The organism is Bacillus haimaensis, from assembly GCF_048270625.1.
GTDB lineage: Bacteria > Bacillota > Bacilli > Bacillales > Bacillaceae_I > Sutcliffiella_A > Sutcliffiella_A haimaensis.
The window spans coordinates 964849-980674 of the sequence record NZ_CP158164.1; the positions used below are offsets into that span (position 1 = coordinate 964849).

Annotated in this window: 17 protein-coding genes; 13 read left to right on the forward strand and 4 right to left on the reverse strand. The window is 42.4% G+C overall.

Annotated features, from left to right (window positions below; all coding sequences use genetic code 11):
• The first annotated feature begins 3 nt into the window (after window positions 1-3).
• Window positions 4-354: a cytochrome C oxidase subunit II gene (locus ABN702_RS04645; RefSeq protein WP_417899597.1), complete on the forward strand. Its 351-nt coding sequence runs from the start codon at window positions 4-6 to the stop codon at window positions 352-354.
• A gap of 49 nt (window positions 355-403) precedes the next feature.
• Here the strand turns inward: ABN702_RS04645 and ABN702_RS04650 are convergent, their stop codons facing one another.
• Window positions 404-883 (reverse strand): hypothetical protein, encoded by a 480-nt coding sequence (locus tag ABN702_RS04650; protein ID WP_417899598.1) that lies wholly within the window; start codon window positions 881-883, stop codon window positions 404-406.
• Window positions 873-1256: a hypothetical protein gene (locus ABN702_RS04655; protein WP_417899599.1), complete on the reverse strand. Its 384-nt coding sequence runs from the start codon at window positions 1254-1256 to the stop codon at window positions 873-875. Before ABN702_RS04655 ends, ABN702_RS04650 begins: the two co-directional genes overlap by 11 nt.
• Window positions 1257-1517: 261 nt before the next feature.
• Here ABN702_RS04655 and ABN702_RS04660 point away from each other — a divergent pair, with 261 nt between their 5' ends.
• The 3 genes from ABN702_RS04660 to ABN702_RS04670 are packed head-to-tail and all read left to right on the forward strand — an operon-like array spanning window position 1518 to window position 5019.
• The gene (locus ABN702_RS04660) at window positions 1518-1976 is read left to right on the forward strand and encodes a hypothetical protein (protein ID WP_417899600.1); all 459 of its coding nucleotides are present in this window, start codon (window positions 1518-1520) and stop codon (window positions 1974-1976) included.
• Window position 1977: 1 nt separating this feature from the next.
• Window positions 1978-4170 (forward strand): glycosyltransferase, encoded by a 2193-nt coding sequence (locus tag ABN702_RS04665; RefSeq protein WP_417899601.1) that lies wholly within the window; start codon window positions 1978-1980, stop codon window positions 4168-4170.
• A gap of 12 nt (window positions 4171-4182) precedes the next feature.
• Window positions 4183-5019 (forward strand): nucleotidyltransferase family protein, encoded by an 837-nt coding sequence (locus ABN702_RS04670; protein ID WP_417899602.1) that lies wholly within the window; start codon window positions 4183-4185, stop codon window positions 5017-5019.
• 42 nt (window positions 5020-5061) lie between these two features.
• Here ABN702_RS04670 and rpmG read toward each other — a convergent pair whose 3' ends face one another.
• The gene (gene rpmG / locus ABN702_RS04675; RefSeq protein WP_010194590.1) at window positions 5062-5211 is read right to left on the reverse strand and encodes a 50S ribosomal protein L33; all 150 of its coding nucleotides are present in this window, start codon (window positions 5209-5211) and stop codon (window positions 5062-5064) included.
• 203 nt (window positions 5212-5414) lie between these two features.
• Between rpmG and ABN702_RS04680 the strand changes: the two genes are divergently transcribed.
• From ABN702_RS04680 to ABN702_RS04705, 6 genes are all read left to right on the forward strand, one after another.
• Entirely contained in the window at window positions 5415-5987 is a 573-nt protein-coding gene (locus ABN702_RS04680) for a 5-formyltetrahydrofolate cyclo-ligase (RefSeq protein ID WP_417899603.1), read from the forward strand.
• Entirely contained in the window at window positions 5965-6762 is a 798-nt protein-coding gene (locus ABN702_RS04685) for a DUF92 domain-containing protein (RefSeq protein WP_417899604.1), read from the forward strand. The genes ABN702_RS04680 and ABN702_RS04685 overlap by 23 nt, the downstream gene beginning before the upstream one ends.
• A gap of 102 nt (window positions 6763-6864) precedes the next feature.
• Complete coding sequence (locus tag ABN702_RS04690; RefSeq protein WP_417899605.1) at window positions 6865-7809, forward strand: L-lactate dehydrogenase; 945 nt, start codon at window positions 6865-6867, stop codon at window positions 7807-7809.
• Window positions 7810-7887: 78 nt separating this feature from the next.
• Window positions 7888-8067, forward strand: coding sequence for a hypothetical protein (locus ABN702_RS04695; protein WP_386635825.1), 180 nt, complete (start codon window positions 7888-7890; stop codon window positions 8065-8067).
• Between the two features lie 213 nt (window positions 8068-8280).
• Window positions 8281-9966 carry a methyl-accepting chemotaxis protein gene (locus ABN702_RS04700; RefSeq protein ID WP_417900828.1) on the forward strand — a complete coding sequence of 562 codons (1686 nt, stop codon included), beginning with the start codon at window positions 8281-8283 and terminating at the stop codon, window positions 9964-9966.
• 145 nt (window positions 9967-10111) lie between these two features.
• Entirely contained in the window at window positions 10112-11626 is a 1515-nt protein-coding gene (locus tag ABN702_RS04705) for a rhomboid family intramembrane serine protease (RefSeq protein WP_417899606.1), read from the forward strand.
• On the opposite strand, the gene ABN702_RS04710 is transcribed toward ABN702_RS04705, so the two are convergent.
• Entirely contained in the window at window positions 11601-12479 is an 879-nt protein-coding gene (locus ABN702_RS04710; protein ID WP_417899607.1) for a hypothetical protein, read from the reverse strand. The two genes, ABN702_RS04705 and ABN702_RS04710, sit on opposite strands and share 26 nt — an antisense overlap.
• A 183-nt stretch (window positions 12480-12662) precedes the next feature.
• Between ABN702_RS04710 and ABN702_RS04715 the strand changes: the two genes are divergently transcribed.
• From ABN702_RS04715 to ABN702_RS04725, 3 genes are all read left to right on the forward strand, one after another.
• Window positions 12663-14099, forward strand: coding sequence for a spore germination protein (locus ABN702_RS04715; protein ID WP_417900829.1), 1437 nt, complete (start codon window positions 12663-12665; stop codon window positions 14097-14099).
• A gap of 332 nt (window positions 14100-14431) precedes the next feature.
• A complete protein-coding gene (locus ABN702_RS04720) occupies window positions 14432-14623 on the forward strand; it encodes a YqgQ family protein (RefSeq protein WP_417899608.1) in 192 nt (63 codons plus the stop codon).
• Between the two features lie 16 nt (window positions 14624-14639).
• Complete coding sequence (locus tag ABN702_RS04725) at window positions 14640-15599, forward strand: ROK family glucokinase (protein ID WP_417899609.1); 960 nt, start codon at window positions 14640-14642, stop codon at window positions 15597-15599.
• Window positions 15600-15826: the final 227 nt, after the last annotated feature.

Sequence of the window (15826 nt, forward strand, 5' to 3'; positions counted from 1 at the left end):
AAAATGAAAAAATTAGTAATGGCATTTATGACCATCATGCTGGTATCTATCATGGCTGCATGCGGAGGAGAAGACCATGCGAACTCTGATCATGGAAGCGGGGAAACGGTTACTTTGAACGCTTCCAATTACAAATTCGATAAAGAGGAATATACAGCAAAGGCAGGCGACGTAACCATTCAATTGAAAAATGCCGAGGGTTACCACGGTATCACGGTCGAAGGAACGGACATGAAAATTGACGGAGAAGGCAAAGCGACTGCCAACCTGAAAGCGGGAACCTACAAAATCATCTGCAGCATCCCATGCGGCGAAGGCCATCAGGAAATGAGCGCATTATTGGTAGTAGAGTAATAATAAAAACGAGGATCATGCATCAAGCATCATCCTCGTTTTTCTATGATTATTGGCGAATCAGAACGCCTGCAGCTTCTTCATAGCTCATGTTCTTTTTCATGGTGAAAGTACCTGCTCTTACACGAGTGGCAATATCGCGATCTTCCAGGAACGCATCAAATTCATCTGCATCTTTGATGACACCTTCAGCTTCCAAAAGCTCAGAAACTTCGTAGGTTGCCATTCCATCCGGTATATTCACCTCAAAAGGTTCGTTTGGCTCATCCGCTTTTGCTTCGTCTTCCGGCTTTTGCTCTTCCTCGGCAGGAGGGTTTTGTTCAGTTTTTTGTTCTTCGGGCTTCTCTTCAATGGTAGGAAGAAGCTCCTGATATTCTTCGTTTGTCAATAAGTGCATATCGTTCTCTTTTGCATAAGCTTTGACATCCGATTCTCCTAAAGTGTCAGAGCTGACGATAGAATAAGCGACTCCCATTACACCTGTTGCAAAAATGATCCCGACTGCAAATGCACGTAAATTAGTTTTCATTGACTGCATTCCCTTTCAGTTTTGCTGTCTGAAGTACACTCTCCACTTTTTCGATGGAAGTGGAAGTGAATTGGGAGATTTGGGAAGCGGTGTACCCTTTTTTGAAAAGGGAGATGGTAACATCTTCCTGGCTGACATCATGATGGACAGCTTTCTTTTCTTGGACTTTCTTATTATGTAAGGGTGCTGCTCCAATTAGAAGCTCTTCTTCCAATACTTTGATTTTTCTTTCAAGCTTGTATTTATCCTGCACAACGTCCAAGGACAGTTGTTCCACTTCTTCCTGAAGCTCGGAATATTTGTCGCCTACAAAGAATGAAAGGGCGATTAGCCCGGCAGCGATGGCTATTAGTAGAATGCTTGCGATTAACATGTTGTCACCTCATCTAAATTTCTCTCTCTTTTTTATAACATACACAAAAGCATGGCAACATACCTCTTCGACAATTTCCTTCTTTAAATATGACATATTTGTGAATTTTTTTAAGGTACGGTCATAAAAAACTACACCAATCTTTGAGAAATTAACACAATAACTGAAAAGACGACAAAAAAGGGTGGTTGTGGGATAGAATTTTCACATGATATGATGAAAGAAAGCTAGGTCCATGAACGTGAGGAGGAATGGTTGAAAATGTCTGAACCCCATACAGAATTCCTCCAAATAGATTCTGATGCACACGGCAAACTGTTTGTTCAATGGCAATTCGCCTCCTGGCGGAAGTCCTTTGTTCACATGTATAAAGGAAAAGATGACCAGTCCATGCCTGTTACGGTCCGAATAATTGGATGGAAGGAAAACTTTCAGAAAAATAGCCTTTATGGGCAGTATCTCGATATAGTGGTAGAAGAAGGTTCTAATAGTTTAGCTGTACAGTCTTTACCTGAATGTCATGTAATCCTTGTCGAGGTTGGTTTGGGTTTTGGGGGAGAATTTTTCCCTATTCTGCAATCAGAACGCACAAGACTTAATGGAAAACAAAAAGCTTGCAACTCCGAAAAGGCTGAATGGACATCACTTCAGATGGATACCAAAGCTTGGTATTCACAGTTTTCTACATACACCTATTATGAAAATGTGGGAGGGAAGTAGAATGAAAAAAACATATTTCTCCATGGTGATTAAAGCCGACTTTCCTCCCGTGGAACAGGATGATTATCAATCGGAAGTCGATTTTTTCGAACAGCTAACCCTTTTATATCTTCCCTTGTTCTCACACAGTCACATCGGTGATTTCGACATGCCGTTAACGGTGGCCTTTTCCTCTTCATTTCTTGAAAACCTCTCCGATGAACGTCTAATGCGGCGTTATTTCTCCTACCTGCAAAAAAGAGCTGCGTTCCTTCAACACGAAATCGCCAATACATCCCTCCTTGACGAGAAGGCACTCTTCTCCTTCCATAAAGAACAATCTGATAAGCTCATGCAGCTGCTGGAGGATTTTGAAGAAAGTATGTATTTGCTGCTTAAAAGCTTGGTGGAAAGTGGAAAACTGATTGCCATTTCAAAAGTTCAGGAAGAGGGAACTGTTCTTCAGGATCTGCTGGTTGGGGAAACAGGCTTCTCTAGAGATTCAAATTATCTCGACCCAATGAGTGATGTTGTATATGAAAGAACATGGGATGAGATTAAGAACTATTCGGTTTGGCAGGATTATCGCGGACCGATAGGCATCAAGCTTTATAAAAAAGGGATGAAAAATCCAGCAAACAGAATAAGGTATGAGAGTCCGGTTGCACATCAATCCCTGGAAAAACATGCAATAAGGCTAGTTGAAAATCTGCAAACAGCTGCAATTGGAACTTCCAACTTGAATGTTACCCTTTCCCTGGGAAAAATCGGAATGAAATGGCTGGAATTACCGGATTTCCTGCAAGTGTTTATGAGAAAAGTTGTGGCCAGTAGTTGGATGGAATGGATCACACCTTCCATTGTTAGAAATAATGAGCTTACCTTATTTCCAGAAGTAATGATGAACGGAAAGGCAATCTTCAATCTTCACAAAAAGAATGAAGCAACTTTTCCACAAGTGGTTAGGAAGGACCTATTCTATTCTTCCATACAGAGTCATAATCATTTGATACGCGTAGAAAAAAAGACCGGTAAGCAAAGAATCCTGATGCTTTCCTGGGAATTTCCGCCGTCTGTGGTAGGAGGACTTGGAAAGCACGTTTGGGAGCTTGCAAACTCTTTGACAACGGATGGGCATCATGTCACTGTATTGACACCAAGCTTTGTCGGTGCGCCGAATTATGTGAGAATCAATAGCATCCATGTTCATCGAATAAAGGAATTTCATCAAACCATGGATGATTTTCATCTGTATGTAGCGAGATTCAATATGAATATGGTGGAAAAAGCGATGGAACTGAACGCTCAATCGGATTTTACGATCATCCATGCGCATGATTGGATGGTAGGGCTTGCAGCAAGAAGCATCAAGGATATTCTATCTATTCCGCTCGTAACAACGATACATGCTTCTGAAACAGGACGATTGAACGGGCAACATCCTACTCTGCTCCAGGAAATGACGATTAAGCAGGAAGTGGAGCTGATTTTCTATTCGGATATGGTGATTGTCTGCAGCGAATATATGGAAAAGGAATTGCAACGTGAATTTGCTTTTAGAAAAGAAAAGCTTGCCGTTATCCCGAATGGTGTGAGCAAGGTGGAGGAAATCGAGGAAAGTGAAAGCATCAAGCTGCTCTTGGAGCGGTATTCGCATCAACGCATCGTGCTTGCTCTTGGAAGAATGGTACCGGAAAAGGGATTCGATATATTTTTAGATGCAGCAGCCATCATTTTGAAGGATTACCCGGATTGTCTTTTTGTAGCAGGAGGGAAAGGTCCGTTATTGGATACCTACCGTAAACGGGTCACGAGAATGGGATTGGAAAGGTCGATTATTTTTGTGGGCTTTTTGTATGAGCAGGAAAAAAATACGATACTAAAGTATTGTGATCTGATGGTAGTACCGAGCCATTACGAACCGTTCGGAATAGTTGCGCTAGAGGCAATGGTTGCAGCAAAGCCTGTTGTCGCCTCTAGAACAGGTGGCCTTGCAAGCATACTGGACGATAATTACTCAGGGCTGTATTTCGATCCCGGAGACGTCGAGCAGTTAGCAGGTCAGATTGCAAAATTATTGGAGAATCCTAAACTCGGAAAAAATCTTGGGGAGAATGCAAGAGAGATAGCTTTGAAAGATTATGATTGGGAAGATGTAAGACGAAAAACAGAGTACATCTATGAAAGCACCATCACTACTTCTTCCGTCCAATAGGAGGGATTATGTATGAAGGCAGTTATACTGGCTGGTGGAAGGGGCACACGCCTGCATCCTTTTACGAGAAGAATGCCAAAGCCACTCGTACCTTTGCTTAATAAACCTGTTATGGAATATAGTATTGAACTGCTGAAAAAACATGGAATTTCCGATATCATCGTTACACTCCAATACCTTGGAGACCAAATTGTGAATTATTTTGGTGACGGCTCTAGGTGGGGAGTTAATCTATCTTATGTATTGGAGGATGCCCCACTTGGTACTGCAGGGAGTGTGAAAAATGCGGAGGACCTGCTCGATGAGCCATTTATTGTCATAAGCGGGGATGCCCTGACTGACTTTGATCTGATTGATGGATTGGTATTCCATCTGCAGAATAAATCACTTTTCACCGTTTTTATGAAAGAAGTAAAAAATCCTGCAAAATTCGGCATCATCCAAACCGACCATAATGGGAAAATTAAGCGTTTTTTGGAAAAGCCGCAGAAGGATCAGGAGTTCAGCAGAGTGGTGAATACTGGAATCTATATCGTGGATCCCCATGTACTTTGTCTGATGGAAAAAAACAGGGAATATGATTTCAGCAAGGAGCTCTTTCCTAAACTCATGGAAAACAATATGGGACTGTATGGATTCAAGGCGAAGGGGTATTGGAAGGATATCGGAAGCCATGAGGACTATCGCCAAGCGCAATATGATATGCTCGAGAGAAAAGTGCAGGTTTCGCTCCAGGAGGAAGATGTACTGCCAAAGCTTTGGGTTGGTTCTCATGTTCGATATATCAGGGGATCATCCTTCTCCGAAAAAAGCAGCAAAAGCAAAACGCTGGTGAAAGCGGGATTTTAAGTTTTAGGCAAAAAAAATAAGCAGACAGGAAAATCCTGCTGCTTATTTTGTTTCACGGTGTACAGTTACTTTTTTCAATCTTGGGCTGTATTTTTTAAGCTCAAGACGATCTGGGTTGTTACGTTTATTTTTAGTCGTGATATAGTTACGATCACCAGTTTCAGTACAAGCTAAAGTTACGTTTACGCGCATCGTTATCCCTCCAAACATATAAAGCTTTCAATTCAGACCTTACTATAATATCACCTTTTTTTTCGGAATGCCAGTCTTTTTTCAGTGGTGGGAAAATTGACGCAAAATCTTGTATCTTTTTCTCTCCTTCATTAGAAGAAAGCGGTATTTCTTGGTATATTCTTTATAAAGAGAAATGATAATGGTAAGGAGCGTTTTCTGCTATGGGCAAAGAAAAACAACGGGAAGAAATGAAAAATTGGTTGTCTGGACTTTCGAAAAAGCAATACGACCTGAAATCACAAAAAATTCATCAAGCACTTTTTTCATCGGCTGAATGGAAGAAAGCACAGATAGTGGGGGTGACAGTTTCAAGGGTTCCTGAAGTGGACACCATCCCAATTATCGAACAGGCCTGGCTTGAAAAGAAACTGATTGCTGTTCCAAAATGCCAACCCAAGGATAAAAGTATGGAATTCTTTATATTAAAAGCATTCGATGAACTGGAAACTGTCTACTTTGGCTTACGGGAGCCAGACCCCACCCGAACCAGCCACTGTGAAAAATCAGCCCTAGATCTTATCCTCGTACCGGGACTCGTCTTTGATAAGAAGGGCTACCGGATCGGGTTTGGTGGAGGCTACTATGACCGATTTTTAACAGATTACAATGGGACCACTGTTTCATTGGCCTTCGAAGAGCAGGTGAAAGAAGAGTTGGAACATGAAACTTTTGATATTCCTGTAAGCAAAATCATGACGGATGAAACAACATATGACTTTACTGTTGGAGAATAGCGCGGTGCTGCTGGCGGGAATCCTCCTGCTTGCAGGGCTGGGGTATAAAGCCAAGGCACTTTCAAGGTCAGGTGCAATCGGAACATTCATCATCGGTATCATGATTGCTGCTGGATTCAAAGCTTATGGGCTTCTATTGATCGGTATTTTTTTCGTATCTTCGAGTTTTTGGAGCAGATATAAAAAGAAGAGCAAGGCAAATGTGGATGAAATCCTGGAAAAAGGGTCACAGCGCGACATCTTTCAAGTGTTTGCAAACGGGATGGTCCCGGCACTGTTTAGTTTGGCCTACTTCCTCTATCCCTCTGAAGCATGGTTGATCGGGTTTGTAACAGCTATAGCAACGGCAAATTCAGATACCTGGGCATCCGAAATCGGCACGCTTAGCAAGAAGGATCCGGTTTCCATTCTTACCCTTAAAAGAGTGGGCAGGGGTACATCAGGTGCCATAAGTCTTCTGGGGACAGGTGCTTCTGTTGCTGGAGCTGGACTGATTGCTGCATCGGCCTCCGTGTTTTGGACAGAGGTATCGCTTGTCACAGCCTTTCTAGTTACCCTACTGGGGATATTTGGCTGTTTTGTTGATACTTTTCTTGGTGCTTCGATTCAGGCTTCGTACCGATGCTCAATCTGTGGACGAACCGTGGAAAGTCCTCATCACTGCGGAAAGCCTGCTGAACTGGTGAAAGGATTTCGAGCTATAAATAATGACATGGTGAATATCGGATCCATCGTATTCGTCTCTTTCCTGGCCGCGCTGCTCGCTGCTACATAAATCTATTTGACACAGAATAGATACATATTGCTCAGTGTTTCACAAACTTTTGATGTAAAATAAAGCTATAGTTAATCCTTGATAAGAAACGGGGAGATGGGTATGAGAAATGGAATCAATAGAGTCGCTTTGATTGGTACGGGATTCGTTGGTTCAAGCTATGCATTTGCAATGCTGAACCAAGGTGTAGCGGAGGAACTCGTCCTTATTGATCTTAATAAGGAAAAGTCGGAAGGGGATGCCATGGACCTGAATCATGGTATTGCCTTCGCACCTGCTCCTACAAAAATCTGGTATGGGAATTATCAGGATTGCAGGGATGCGGATATTGTGGTGATTTGTGCCGGTGCGAATCAGAAGCCTGGTGAGACCAGGTTGGATTTGGTCGAAAAGAACGCCAAAATATTCAAGGGGATTGTCGATAGTGTAATGGAAAATGGGTTCGACGGAATATTCCTTGTAGCGACCAACCCGGTTGATATCCTTACCTATGCAACATGGAGGTTTTCCGGATTGCCGAAAGAAAGGGTAATCGGGTCGGGAACGATTTTGGATACGGCCAGATTTCGCTTTCTTTTGGGAGACTATTTTCAAATCGATGCCAGAAATGTTCATGCCTATATTATCGGGGAGCATGGAGATACGGAGCTCCCGGTCTGGAGTAAGGCGGACATCGGCGGTAAGCCAATCCTTGAATTGATGAAAGAAAAAGAAGAGTATAAAGAGGAAGACCTCGAGGAACTGTTTGTAAATGTCAGGGACGCTGCCTACCAGATTATTGAACGGAAGGGTGCCACCTATTATGGCATTGCCATGGGCCTTGTCCGTCTGACGAAGGCGATATTACGGAACGAGAATTCCATCCTGACAGTTTCAGCATACTTGGATGGGGAGTATGATAACAAGGATATTTATATTGGTGTCCCGGCAATCGTTAATAGAAACGGTATCCGCCAAGTAGTAGAGTTAGAGTTGAATGAGAAAGAAAAAGCACAGTTTCAGCAATCCATTGAAGTTCTTACTAGCATCAAAAAGAAAGTCTTTTAATATAAGGTGGAAAAACATGTCTGATATTAGGCATGTTTTTCTTTTATTTGAAGCATCATAATAGCAGGAGGGATGATAATGGGATATTTAATCAGATTAGTTTTTATCATCGCAGGAGCATATGCGATCTATCAGAACCGCTATCGGATCTTGAATTCCATTCTTGGTATCAGTCCGATCAGAAGGTTTGTGGTGGCCTTTGGAATGGACATCCCTTTTGTCCGGGATCGCTTCCTGCAAACCGTTTTTCGTGGGTGAAAATTCAGGCTGGATATTAAAGTGATGGACTACCTGTCAATCCTCTCTTAACTTTGAGTGGTTTAGTGGGTAGTTTTTTTGTTGATGCAAACTTTTGAAAGCTTACACTATCTTTACATTGGATTAATATTCCACCTGTATAATTTATCCTGTTAGCATTTTGGATATAACGGGGGGTTCACCTTGGAAGAAAAAGATAACATTCATAAAAAGATGAAATTGTGGTTTCAGCGGGCTTTTCAGAAAGTTAATTTGGGCACACGATTATTTATTCTGGTTGTTTCATTATTAGTAGGATCCATTCTATCGGTCGGCATTACCTCCTATGTGAAGGCAAAAGATATGACGATGGAGACGATGGAAAATAGATTGATCAGGGAAAGTGAACTGATGGGGCATCTTGCGGAAAACCTCAAATTCCTCTATGTCAGTGAAGATACCTATTTCATGCAGCAGCTTCAGATCAATATCAGAGATCAGCAGAAAAAGCTTATGAAAGACGGAATACTCTCTGAATTCTTCTACATAAAAGACCAGCAAATCATCCCTTTTGAAGTAAGCAAGGAAAGCCTGCCCGAAATATCAGATTCCATCATTAACCAAATGAAAAAAAACGGAAACGGTCTTTTGCACAAGGAATTGGATGGGGAGGATTACACGATTACATATAGAACGATGAAGGAAATTGGGGGTACTTATGCAATCCTGATCCCAACGGAAACCTATTTGGGACCAGTGGATAAAATGGCTCATTTCACCTTGATTGTCACGGCTATCAGTCTCGTCATCTTTACGTTATTGATGGTCCTATTTGTCAGAACCTTGACTAGACCCCTCTCCACACTCAGAGAAACAATGAAGCAGGTCAGGGAAGGAAAGCTGGAACGAGCCGCAGATATTAATACGACGGTACCGGAGATTCTTTCATTGCACAAAAGCTATAATGCAATGATCGACCAGATGAGAAATATGGTGCATGAACTTAAAAGTACAACAGTGGAGCTTGAGGAAACCGGTGGAAAGCTTCAATCGTCCTCCGAAGATGCCCTTGCATCGAGTCAGCAGCTCGTCTCTGCGATTCATTTGGTAAAGCATGGTGCCGAACAGACTGCAAGCAGTTCAGAGGACAGTGTGAACAATTTCAAGGATATGAAATATAAAATTGAAGAGACAATGGAAAACATGGATGTGGTATTCCACAGTTCCAAAATGATGAACAGGTCCGCCAAGGGTGGTGAGCATAATATGGAGGAATTGATTGGCACGATTCATACCTTTGAAAAGGATTTTGATAAGTTGAACACCACGATTAAGCACGTAAAAAACTATGCATCCTCTATCTCCAATCTGGTGGGGCTTATTCAGGGTGTGTCTGAGCAGACCAAACTTTTGGCATTGAATGCCACCATTGAAGCGGCAAGAGCAGGGGAGGCAGGAAGAGGTTTTGCGGTAGTTGCCAAGGAGATCCGAAAGCTTGCCGAACAGTCCTCACACGCTGCAGTCCAAATCACACAGTCCATCCTTCACATGGAAGAAGTAACACTAAGTGCAACCGAAGAGTTTGACGAAATGCTATCAAAAATGAAATCAAATTTGACCCTGGCGAATTCATCAAAGCTCACTTTTGATGAGCTGATGAAGGGAATTGGGGACGTAAATGAAAACATGAAGGTCATGCAAGGAAAACTTAAAGAACTGGAATATATTCTACCTGAGCTTGAACAGTCAGCAGACGGTCTTTTATCCTTGTCCCAGGAAACCTCTGCAAGCTCGGATGAAATGCTGGCAGCCAGTGAAAATCAGATCGACCAGATGGAAGGAAATCATCACATAGGAAAACAACTGAATGAATTGTCACAATCTCTCTCGGCTATTACGTCGAGGTTTCATCTACAATAATTTATTCTATTAGTTTATACAAAGATTCTAAAGGGAAGATGCCTTCATAGATATAGGTATCTTCTTTTTTTGTATAAGAAGTTAATATTTTTACTTTTCAATTCCTACCATATAAAATGATAATCAATGAGGAGGTGTGCCGTTGATGCAGGATTTTGTATTTTGGCATCTTTTATATAACTTGGTTGTAACGCATGAATATAGAATCATACATATATCCCCCGACCATGAGGAAGTGTGGCTGGAGGGGCTGGGAAATAAACAAGCTCCGATTATACGAGTGTACCGCTATGATCTCGATTGGAGCACATGGCTTCAGCGGGATATGGAAAAGACGGTATTCCAGGTTGCGAACTTCAGGAAACAGCTAAGAAAAAGCAAGCTAGCTGCTGTTAACATATACGTTTCCACCTATCCCCCTGTGGATGACTGGGAATTCCGAGTGCAGGAGCCTCTGGAGAAAAATCATGCCACAGTCAACAACGTTATTGTCCATGAAGGGAACTTTGAGAATTCTTGTAATAGAATATCAAATTTGATTGGAAAAGAAGTAAAGGTAGAAGTGGAAAATCAAGACGAGGAAGCGCTCTATCATTTAAAACAACTTGTTTTGGATGCGTCTTCAAGTGCAATCAAAAAAGAAAAGGAATTGTTCCAGTTCGGCAAGCCATTATTCACTTATCTGTTTATTGCGATACAATTGATCGTCTTCTTTTTCCTAGAAACGAATGGAGGCAGTCAGAATACAGAGACCCTCATAAAATATGGCGCGAAATTTAACCCATTGATTCTTGACGGGGAATGGTGGAGGTTTTTTACACCGATATTCCTGCATATAGGGATTATTCATCTGCTGCTAAATACACTTGCCCTTTATTATCTGGGAACTGCGGTTGAAAGAATCTACGGTAATACCCGTTTCTTATTTGTCTATCTTTTTGCAGGCTTTGCAGGCTCACTTGCAAGCTTTGTCTTCACACCCTCGATTTCAGCTGGTGCATCGGGTGCGATTTTTGGATGCTTCGGGGCATTACTTTTTGTCGGTATTGCCTATCCCAAGCTCTTTCTACGCACCATGGGGATGAATATCCTTGTGTTGATAGGGGTCAATCTTACAATAGGATTCGCTATTCCTGGGATTGATAATGCAGGGCATATCGGCGGGCTGATTGGTGGATTCCTTGCAGCGGCTATTGTCCATCTCCCGAAGCATGTGAAACCTCGCCCAAGAATAATAGGACTTCTCCTAGCCTGCACCATCACCTTTTACATGCTAGATTACGGCTATAACAATGAAAATCCGTATACCAGGATATCCGAAGCAGAAACGCTTCTTCAAAACGGGGAGTATGACAAAGCTCGTGATATACTTCTTCCGCTTGAAGAGCAGAAGGAGGAATATCCGGAGGTGCTTTTCTATCTTTCCTTTATAGATATTAAAAAAGGGCGGCTGGAAGATGCGGAGTCACGGCTCGTTGACGTTACTTCCTTACAACCGGACTTCCATGAAGCTCACTATAACCTGGCTTTGGTGTATCTGGAATTGAAGAAAACAGAAAAAGCGCTCGTTTCAATTGAACGAGCCATTGAAATTGAGGAGGATGGCGCAAATTATCAAAATCTCCGTTCCAAAATCATTCAATCTCTAGATTCTGAATGAGCTTGACGGATTCTCCTTCTCTCGTTTCGAATAAAACGAGCAAATGTGAATAGTCTTTGGAAATCAATATCAGTGGCAGGGAGCTATCTATCGGTGGTATGGTAGTTCCGGCCGCTGTTTTTATTCCCAGAAAGTACTCCTTGTATAATCCTTCCCATAGCCTCCCGACAATCTCCTTTGAACGTGCATGATCTATTCCAGGCAATCCTTTTTCCTGAAGGTCGATAATCTCTTCCAATGAATACAAGTCATAATTCTGTACAGGAATATCAAAGAAATCAACCGCCTTTTCCCATGAGTATTCCAGCTGCTGAGCAGTCACTTTGTCCAAGACCTCTTTCCATTCCCTTTGCTCTTCTGTTTCGGCATCCTTGAATGACTGCAGGGGACTGAAGGAAGAGTCGATTACATATAACTGGTCTTTGCTCATTCTATGTGTACTCGTAATCTTTTCATCCTTATGGTGAATTTCCCCGTGATGAAAGGTAAGTGCCACAAAATGACTGCTGTCCTCGCCTGAATAGGTGGCATATTGTGTCAACTCGCTACTGTTATCTTTCCAATCGGACAAAACGGCTTTTAACCTTCCATCAGCAAATAAAAGAGAAATATCCTGTCTAAGGTAGATCGGCTCACCAGTATCTGAAGAAACCTCCCAGTTTATTACATATTCGTCGTTATCCTTTTCATTAAGTAGATGCAAACTTGTATCTGCTTCTTTTATTTGAATGGTCGGATCAATCGGAAAGAAGATAATGCTTTCAACGGCTTTCTGATGGAAAATGAAAAGCAAGAAGACAGTAGCTGCCAAACCGAATACAAGACCAATTCCTACTATATAAAGTTTTTTCATCTTGCTCCTCCAAAAATAGACTTTCTACCAACTTATGAGCTTGTCTATTTTTTTATGAATAGAACAAGAAGCGGTTAATTAGTTTTTAATATTTGGTATTTTTTTTTCGAATAAGTAAAAAATGTAAGAGATAGCTGCAGCGAGGAGGAACAGACGTTGACTTGGACCAAGCGAACAAAAAAGATGACAGGAAACTTTGATGAGGATATCGCCTATCTAAAAAATAGATTGGCTGTCGATAAAAGCTTTGATTTGATATTTCTTGACCTCCACTATGCAGGCAGAAAAATCGGGCTGTTTCTAGTAGATGGATTCGGAAAAGATGACATCATGCTCTTCCTGATGAAATTCCTTTCCGACTTGGAGCCAGGGGAGCTGGAAGAACACCCGCTTGATAAATTACTCCAAAAATATATTCCTTATGTAGAATTGGGCAAAACAGACGATCTGGAGCAGGTGGTCGACCAGGTGCTTTCAGGACCCACAGCACTTGTCGTGGAAGGTGTGCCTGAAGTGATTATGATCGACTCCAGAACCTATCCTGTCAGGGGGCCGGAAGAACCGGATATGGAAAGGGTGGTCCGTGGATCAAGGGACGGATTTGTCGAGACCATCATTTTCAACTGTGCACTCATTCGCCGAAGAGTACGTGACAGCTCCCTCCGGATGGAATATCTGCAGGTGGGCCGCCGGTCAAAGACGGATATCAGTCTCTGTTATCTGGAGGAGATAGCGGACCCTCATATCGTCGACCGCATTAAGCATGCTCTAAAGAAGATTGATACAGACGGCTTGCCGATGGCTGAAAAAACACTCGAGGAATTCGTCGGCGGAAGACATTGGAATCCATATCCAACTGTACGCTATACGGAAAGACCTGATACTGCAGCGGCCCATCTTTATGAAGGCCATGTACTTGTAATTGTGGATGGCTCACCTAGTGTCATCATTACTCCCTGTACATTCTGGCATCATCTCCAGCATGCCGAGGAATACCGCAACAAGCCCTTGGTTGGTGCGTATCTAAGACTTGTAAGGTTTCTTGCCGTGTGGGCCTCCCTTTTCATTTTGCCTTTATGGTATCTATTCGCCTTGAATCCGGAGCTTCTGCCACCGCAGTTGTCCTATATAGGCCCATCAGAAATGGGAACCGTCCCGTTGATTGCCCAGATACTCATCATTGAGCTTGGGATGGACATGCTGAGGATGGCAGCCATCCATACACCTACCTCGCTCGGGACGGCACTTGGTCTGGTGGCTGCAATATTAATAGGTGATGTTGCGGTAAAAGTGGGACTGTTCGTCCCCGAGATCATTCTTTATCTTGCCATTGCTGCAATTGGAACCTTTTCCACGCCAAGCTATGAACTCAGCCTGGCAAATCGACTGGTCCGGATTGTCCTGATTGTCCTGACTGCATTATTCGGTATACCTGGATTCATGATCGGACTGTTGGCATTCATTCTGCTGCTTCTCCGTATGCAGTCCTTCAATGTGCCATACATGTGGCCATTCATTCCCTTCAATTACCGTGGAATGAGGGATGTATTGATCAGGGCACCGATGCCATTAAAAAATAGAAGACCCACCATCTTGCACCCTGAAGATCCTGACAGATAAAAAAGCCGTTTTCGCGGCTTTTTTGTTTTGTTATCTTTCAAGTGTTCATTTAGTAAAGATTGTTGCTTTGAGATTAGAGCTGGGCTAAAGATGAAGTGTCAACATTAAACTCCCTGTTGGTCTCCGTTCCAGGCGTTCGCTTATCCTAAGGCTCCCATCCTTCCCCGGAGAATCTTGTGTCCCTCGCTGCAATCAACGGGCTACATTTGATGGTTTTTATCAAATAGCAACAAGGAATTCAAAAACAGCTTTTTTGTATATCTTGACGAACCAAGCGAATCCTTTATACTTATATAGAAGAAAGCGCTTCTTTCGCAAGGAGAATAGGAAATATGAAATCGATTCTAGATATAAGACAGCTTCTAAAAAGATATGGTACATACATCTATACAGGCGACAAAATCGGGGACCTGGAGATGATGGAGGACGAAGTAAGAGAGCTCTATCAATCGGGTGTCCTTGATGCACAAAGCTTTGGGACAGCGATGTTGTTAATAAAACAGGAAATATCCAAACAAAGATAAAGAAAAGGTGGAAAATATGGAGAGCAAATGGTTAGTTGGTGTTGATTTAGGTGGTACAACAATTAAAATGGCTTTTATCAGCCAATATGGTGAAATCGTTCACAAGTGGGAAATTGTCACAGACATCAGTGAAAAAGGGAAAAACATTACAACCGATATCGCAAAAGCGATTGATGTGAAATTGGATGAACTGCAAGAGCCGAAGTCCAAGCTTCAAGCAATCGGTATGGGAGCACCAGGTCCGGTTAATATGGCAACAGGGCTAATCTATGAAGCAGTAAACCTCGGGTGGGAAAATTACCCCCTTAAAGACCTGCTTGAAGTGGAAACAGGTTTGCCTGTGGTAGTCGATAATGACGCAAACCTTGCTGCAATAGGCGAAATGTGGAAGGGTGCTGGAGATGGCTCGAAAGATCTTGTCTGTGTAACCCTAGGAACTGGTGTTGGTGGAGGCATCATTACCCACGGAGACATTGTACATGGCATCAATGGGGCAGGAGGGGAAATCGGCCACATTACAGTCATCCCTGAAGGCGGAGCACCATGTAACTGTGGGAAGACAGGTTGTCTGGAAACAATCGCATCTGCAACAGGCATTGTTCGTACAGCAAGGGAGCAAGTAGAGATGCACCCTGAAAGTAGGCTTGCAAGAGTGGCAAAAGAAGAAGGCCTTACTGCAAAAATGGTCTTTGAACTTGCTAATGAAGGAGAAGAAGTCGCTTCCATGGTTGTTCATCAGGTGACAGCACCACTCGGGCTTGTACTGGCAAACCTTGCGAATGCGCTGAATCCTGAAAAAATAGTGATTGGCGGTGGAGTATCACGAGCTGGTGAGGCATTGTTAAATCCATTGCGCAAGCACTTTGATCAATTCCTGTTCCCAAGAACAAAAGTTGGTGTCCAAATTGCGACGGCAACTCTGGGAAATGATGCCGGAGTAATCGGAGCGGCATATCTGGCAAAAACAAAAATATAAAATCTTTTTCGTTTAATTCTTTCTAAAAGAGGGTAATTAATTAAGAAAGAGGCGAAATAACGTTCAAAAAGGAGGCTTCTTACGTAAGCCTCCTTTTTTGTTTGAAAATTCTAAATATATAAACTTCAGAAAAAGATGAAACTTTTATGCTTGTTCAACGTCTATGTATATAGTAAGTTGAATAGCCTAAATACTACTATTCTATCACTCCCTTTTTCTCACAGTAT

What these genes read in the sequence shown, in the direction of transcription:
- ABN702_RS04700 (WP_417900828.1), top strand. Translation starts at nt 8,281, where the DNA reads ATGAAATTGTGGTTTCAGCGGGCTTTTCAGAAAGTTAATTTGGGCACA.
- ABN702_RS04695 (WP_386635825.1), top strand. Translation starts at nt 7,888, where the DNA reads ATGGGATATTTAATCAGATTAGTTTTTATCATCGCAGGAGCATATGCG.
- ABN702_RS04665 (WP_417899601.1), top strand. Translation starts at nt 1,978, where the DNA reads ATGAAAAAAACATATTTCTCCATGGTGATTAAAGCCGACTTTCCTCCC.
- ABN702_RS04710 (WP_417899607.1), bottom strand. Translation starts at nt 12,479, where the DNA reads ATGAAAAAACTTTATATAGTAGGAATTGGTCTTGTATTCGGTTTGGCA.
- ABN702_RS04655 (WP_417899599.1), bottom strand. Translation starts at nt 1,256, where the DNA reads ATGTTAATCGCAAGCATTCTACTAATAGCCATCGCTGCCGGGCTAATC.
- ABN702_RS04645 (WP_417899597.1), top strand. Translation starts at nt 4, where the DNA reads ATGAAAAAATTAGTAATGGCATTTATGACCATCATGCTGGTATCTATC.
- ABN702_RS04715 (WP_417900829.1), top strand. Translation starts at nt 12,663, where the DNA reads ATGACAGGAAACTTTGATGAGGATATCGCCTATCTAAAAAATAGATTG.
- ABN702_RS04705 (WP_417899606.1), top strand. Translation starts at nt 10,112, where the DNA reads ATGCAGGATTTTGTATTTTGGCATCTTTTATATAACTTGGTTGTAACG.
- ABN702_RS04660 (WP_417899600.1), top strand. Translation starts at nt 1,518, where the DNA reads ATGTCTGAACCCCATACAGAATTCCTCCAAATAGATTCTGATGCACAC.
- ABN702_RS04720 (WP_417899608.1), top strand. Translation starts at nt 14,432, where the DNA reads ATGAAATCGATTCTAGATATAAGACAGCTTCTAAAAAGATATGGTACA.
- ABN702_RS04690 (WP_417899605.1), top strand. Translation starts at nt 6,865, where the DNA reads ATGAGAAATGGAATCAATAGAGTCGCTTTGATTGGTACGGGATTCGTT.
- ABN702_RS04670 (WP_417899602.1), top strand. Translation starts at nt 4,183, where the DNA reads ATGAAGGCAGTTATACTGGCTGGTGGAAGGGGCACACGCCTGCATCCT.
- ABN702_RS04680 (WP_417899603.1), top strand. Translation starts at nt 5,415, where the DNA reads ATGGGCAAAGAAAAACAACGGGAAGAAATGAAAAATTGGTTGTCTGGA.
- ABN702_RS04725 (WP_417899609.1), top strand. Translation starts at nt 14,640, where the DNA reads ATGGAGAGCAAATGGTTAGTTGGTGTTGATTTAGGTGGTACAACAATT.
- ABN702_RS04650 (WP_417899598.1), bottom strand. Translation starts at nt 883, where the DNA reads ATGAAAACTAATTTACGTGCATTTGCAGTCGGGATCATTTTTGCAACA.
- ABN702_RS04685 (WP_417899604.1), top strand. Translation starts at nt 5,965, where the DNA reads ATGACTTTACTGTTGGAGAATAGCGCGGTGCTGCTGGCGGGAATCCTC.
- rpmG (WP_010194590.1), bottom strand. Translation starts at nt 5,211, where the DNA reads ATGCGCGTAAACGTAACTTTAGCTTGTACTGAAACTGGTGATCGTAAC.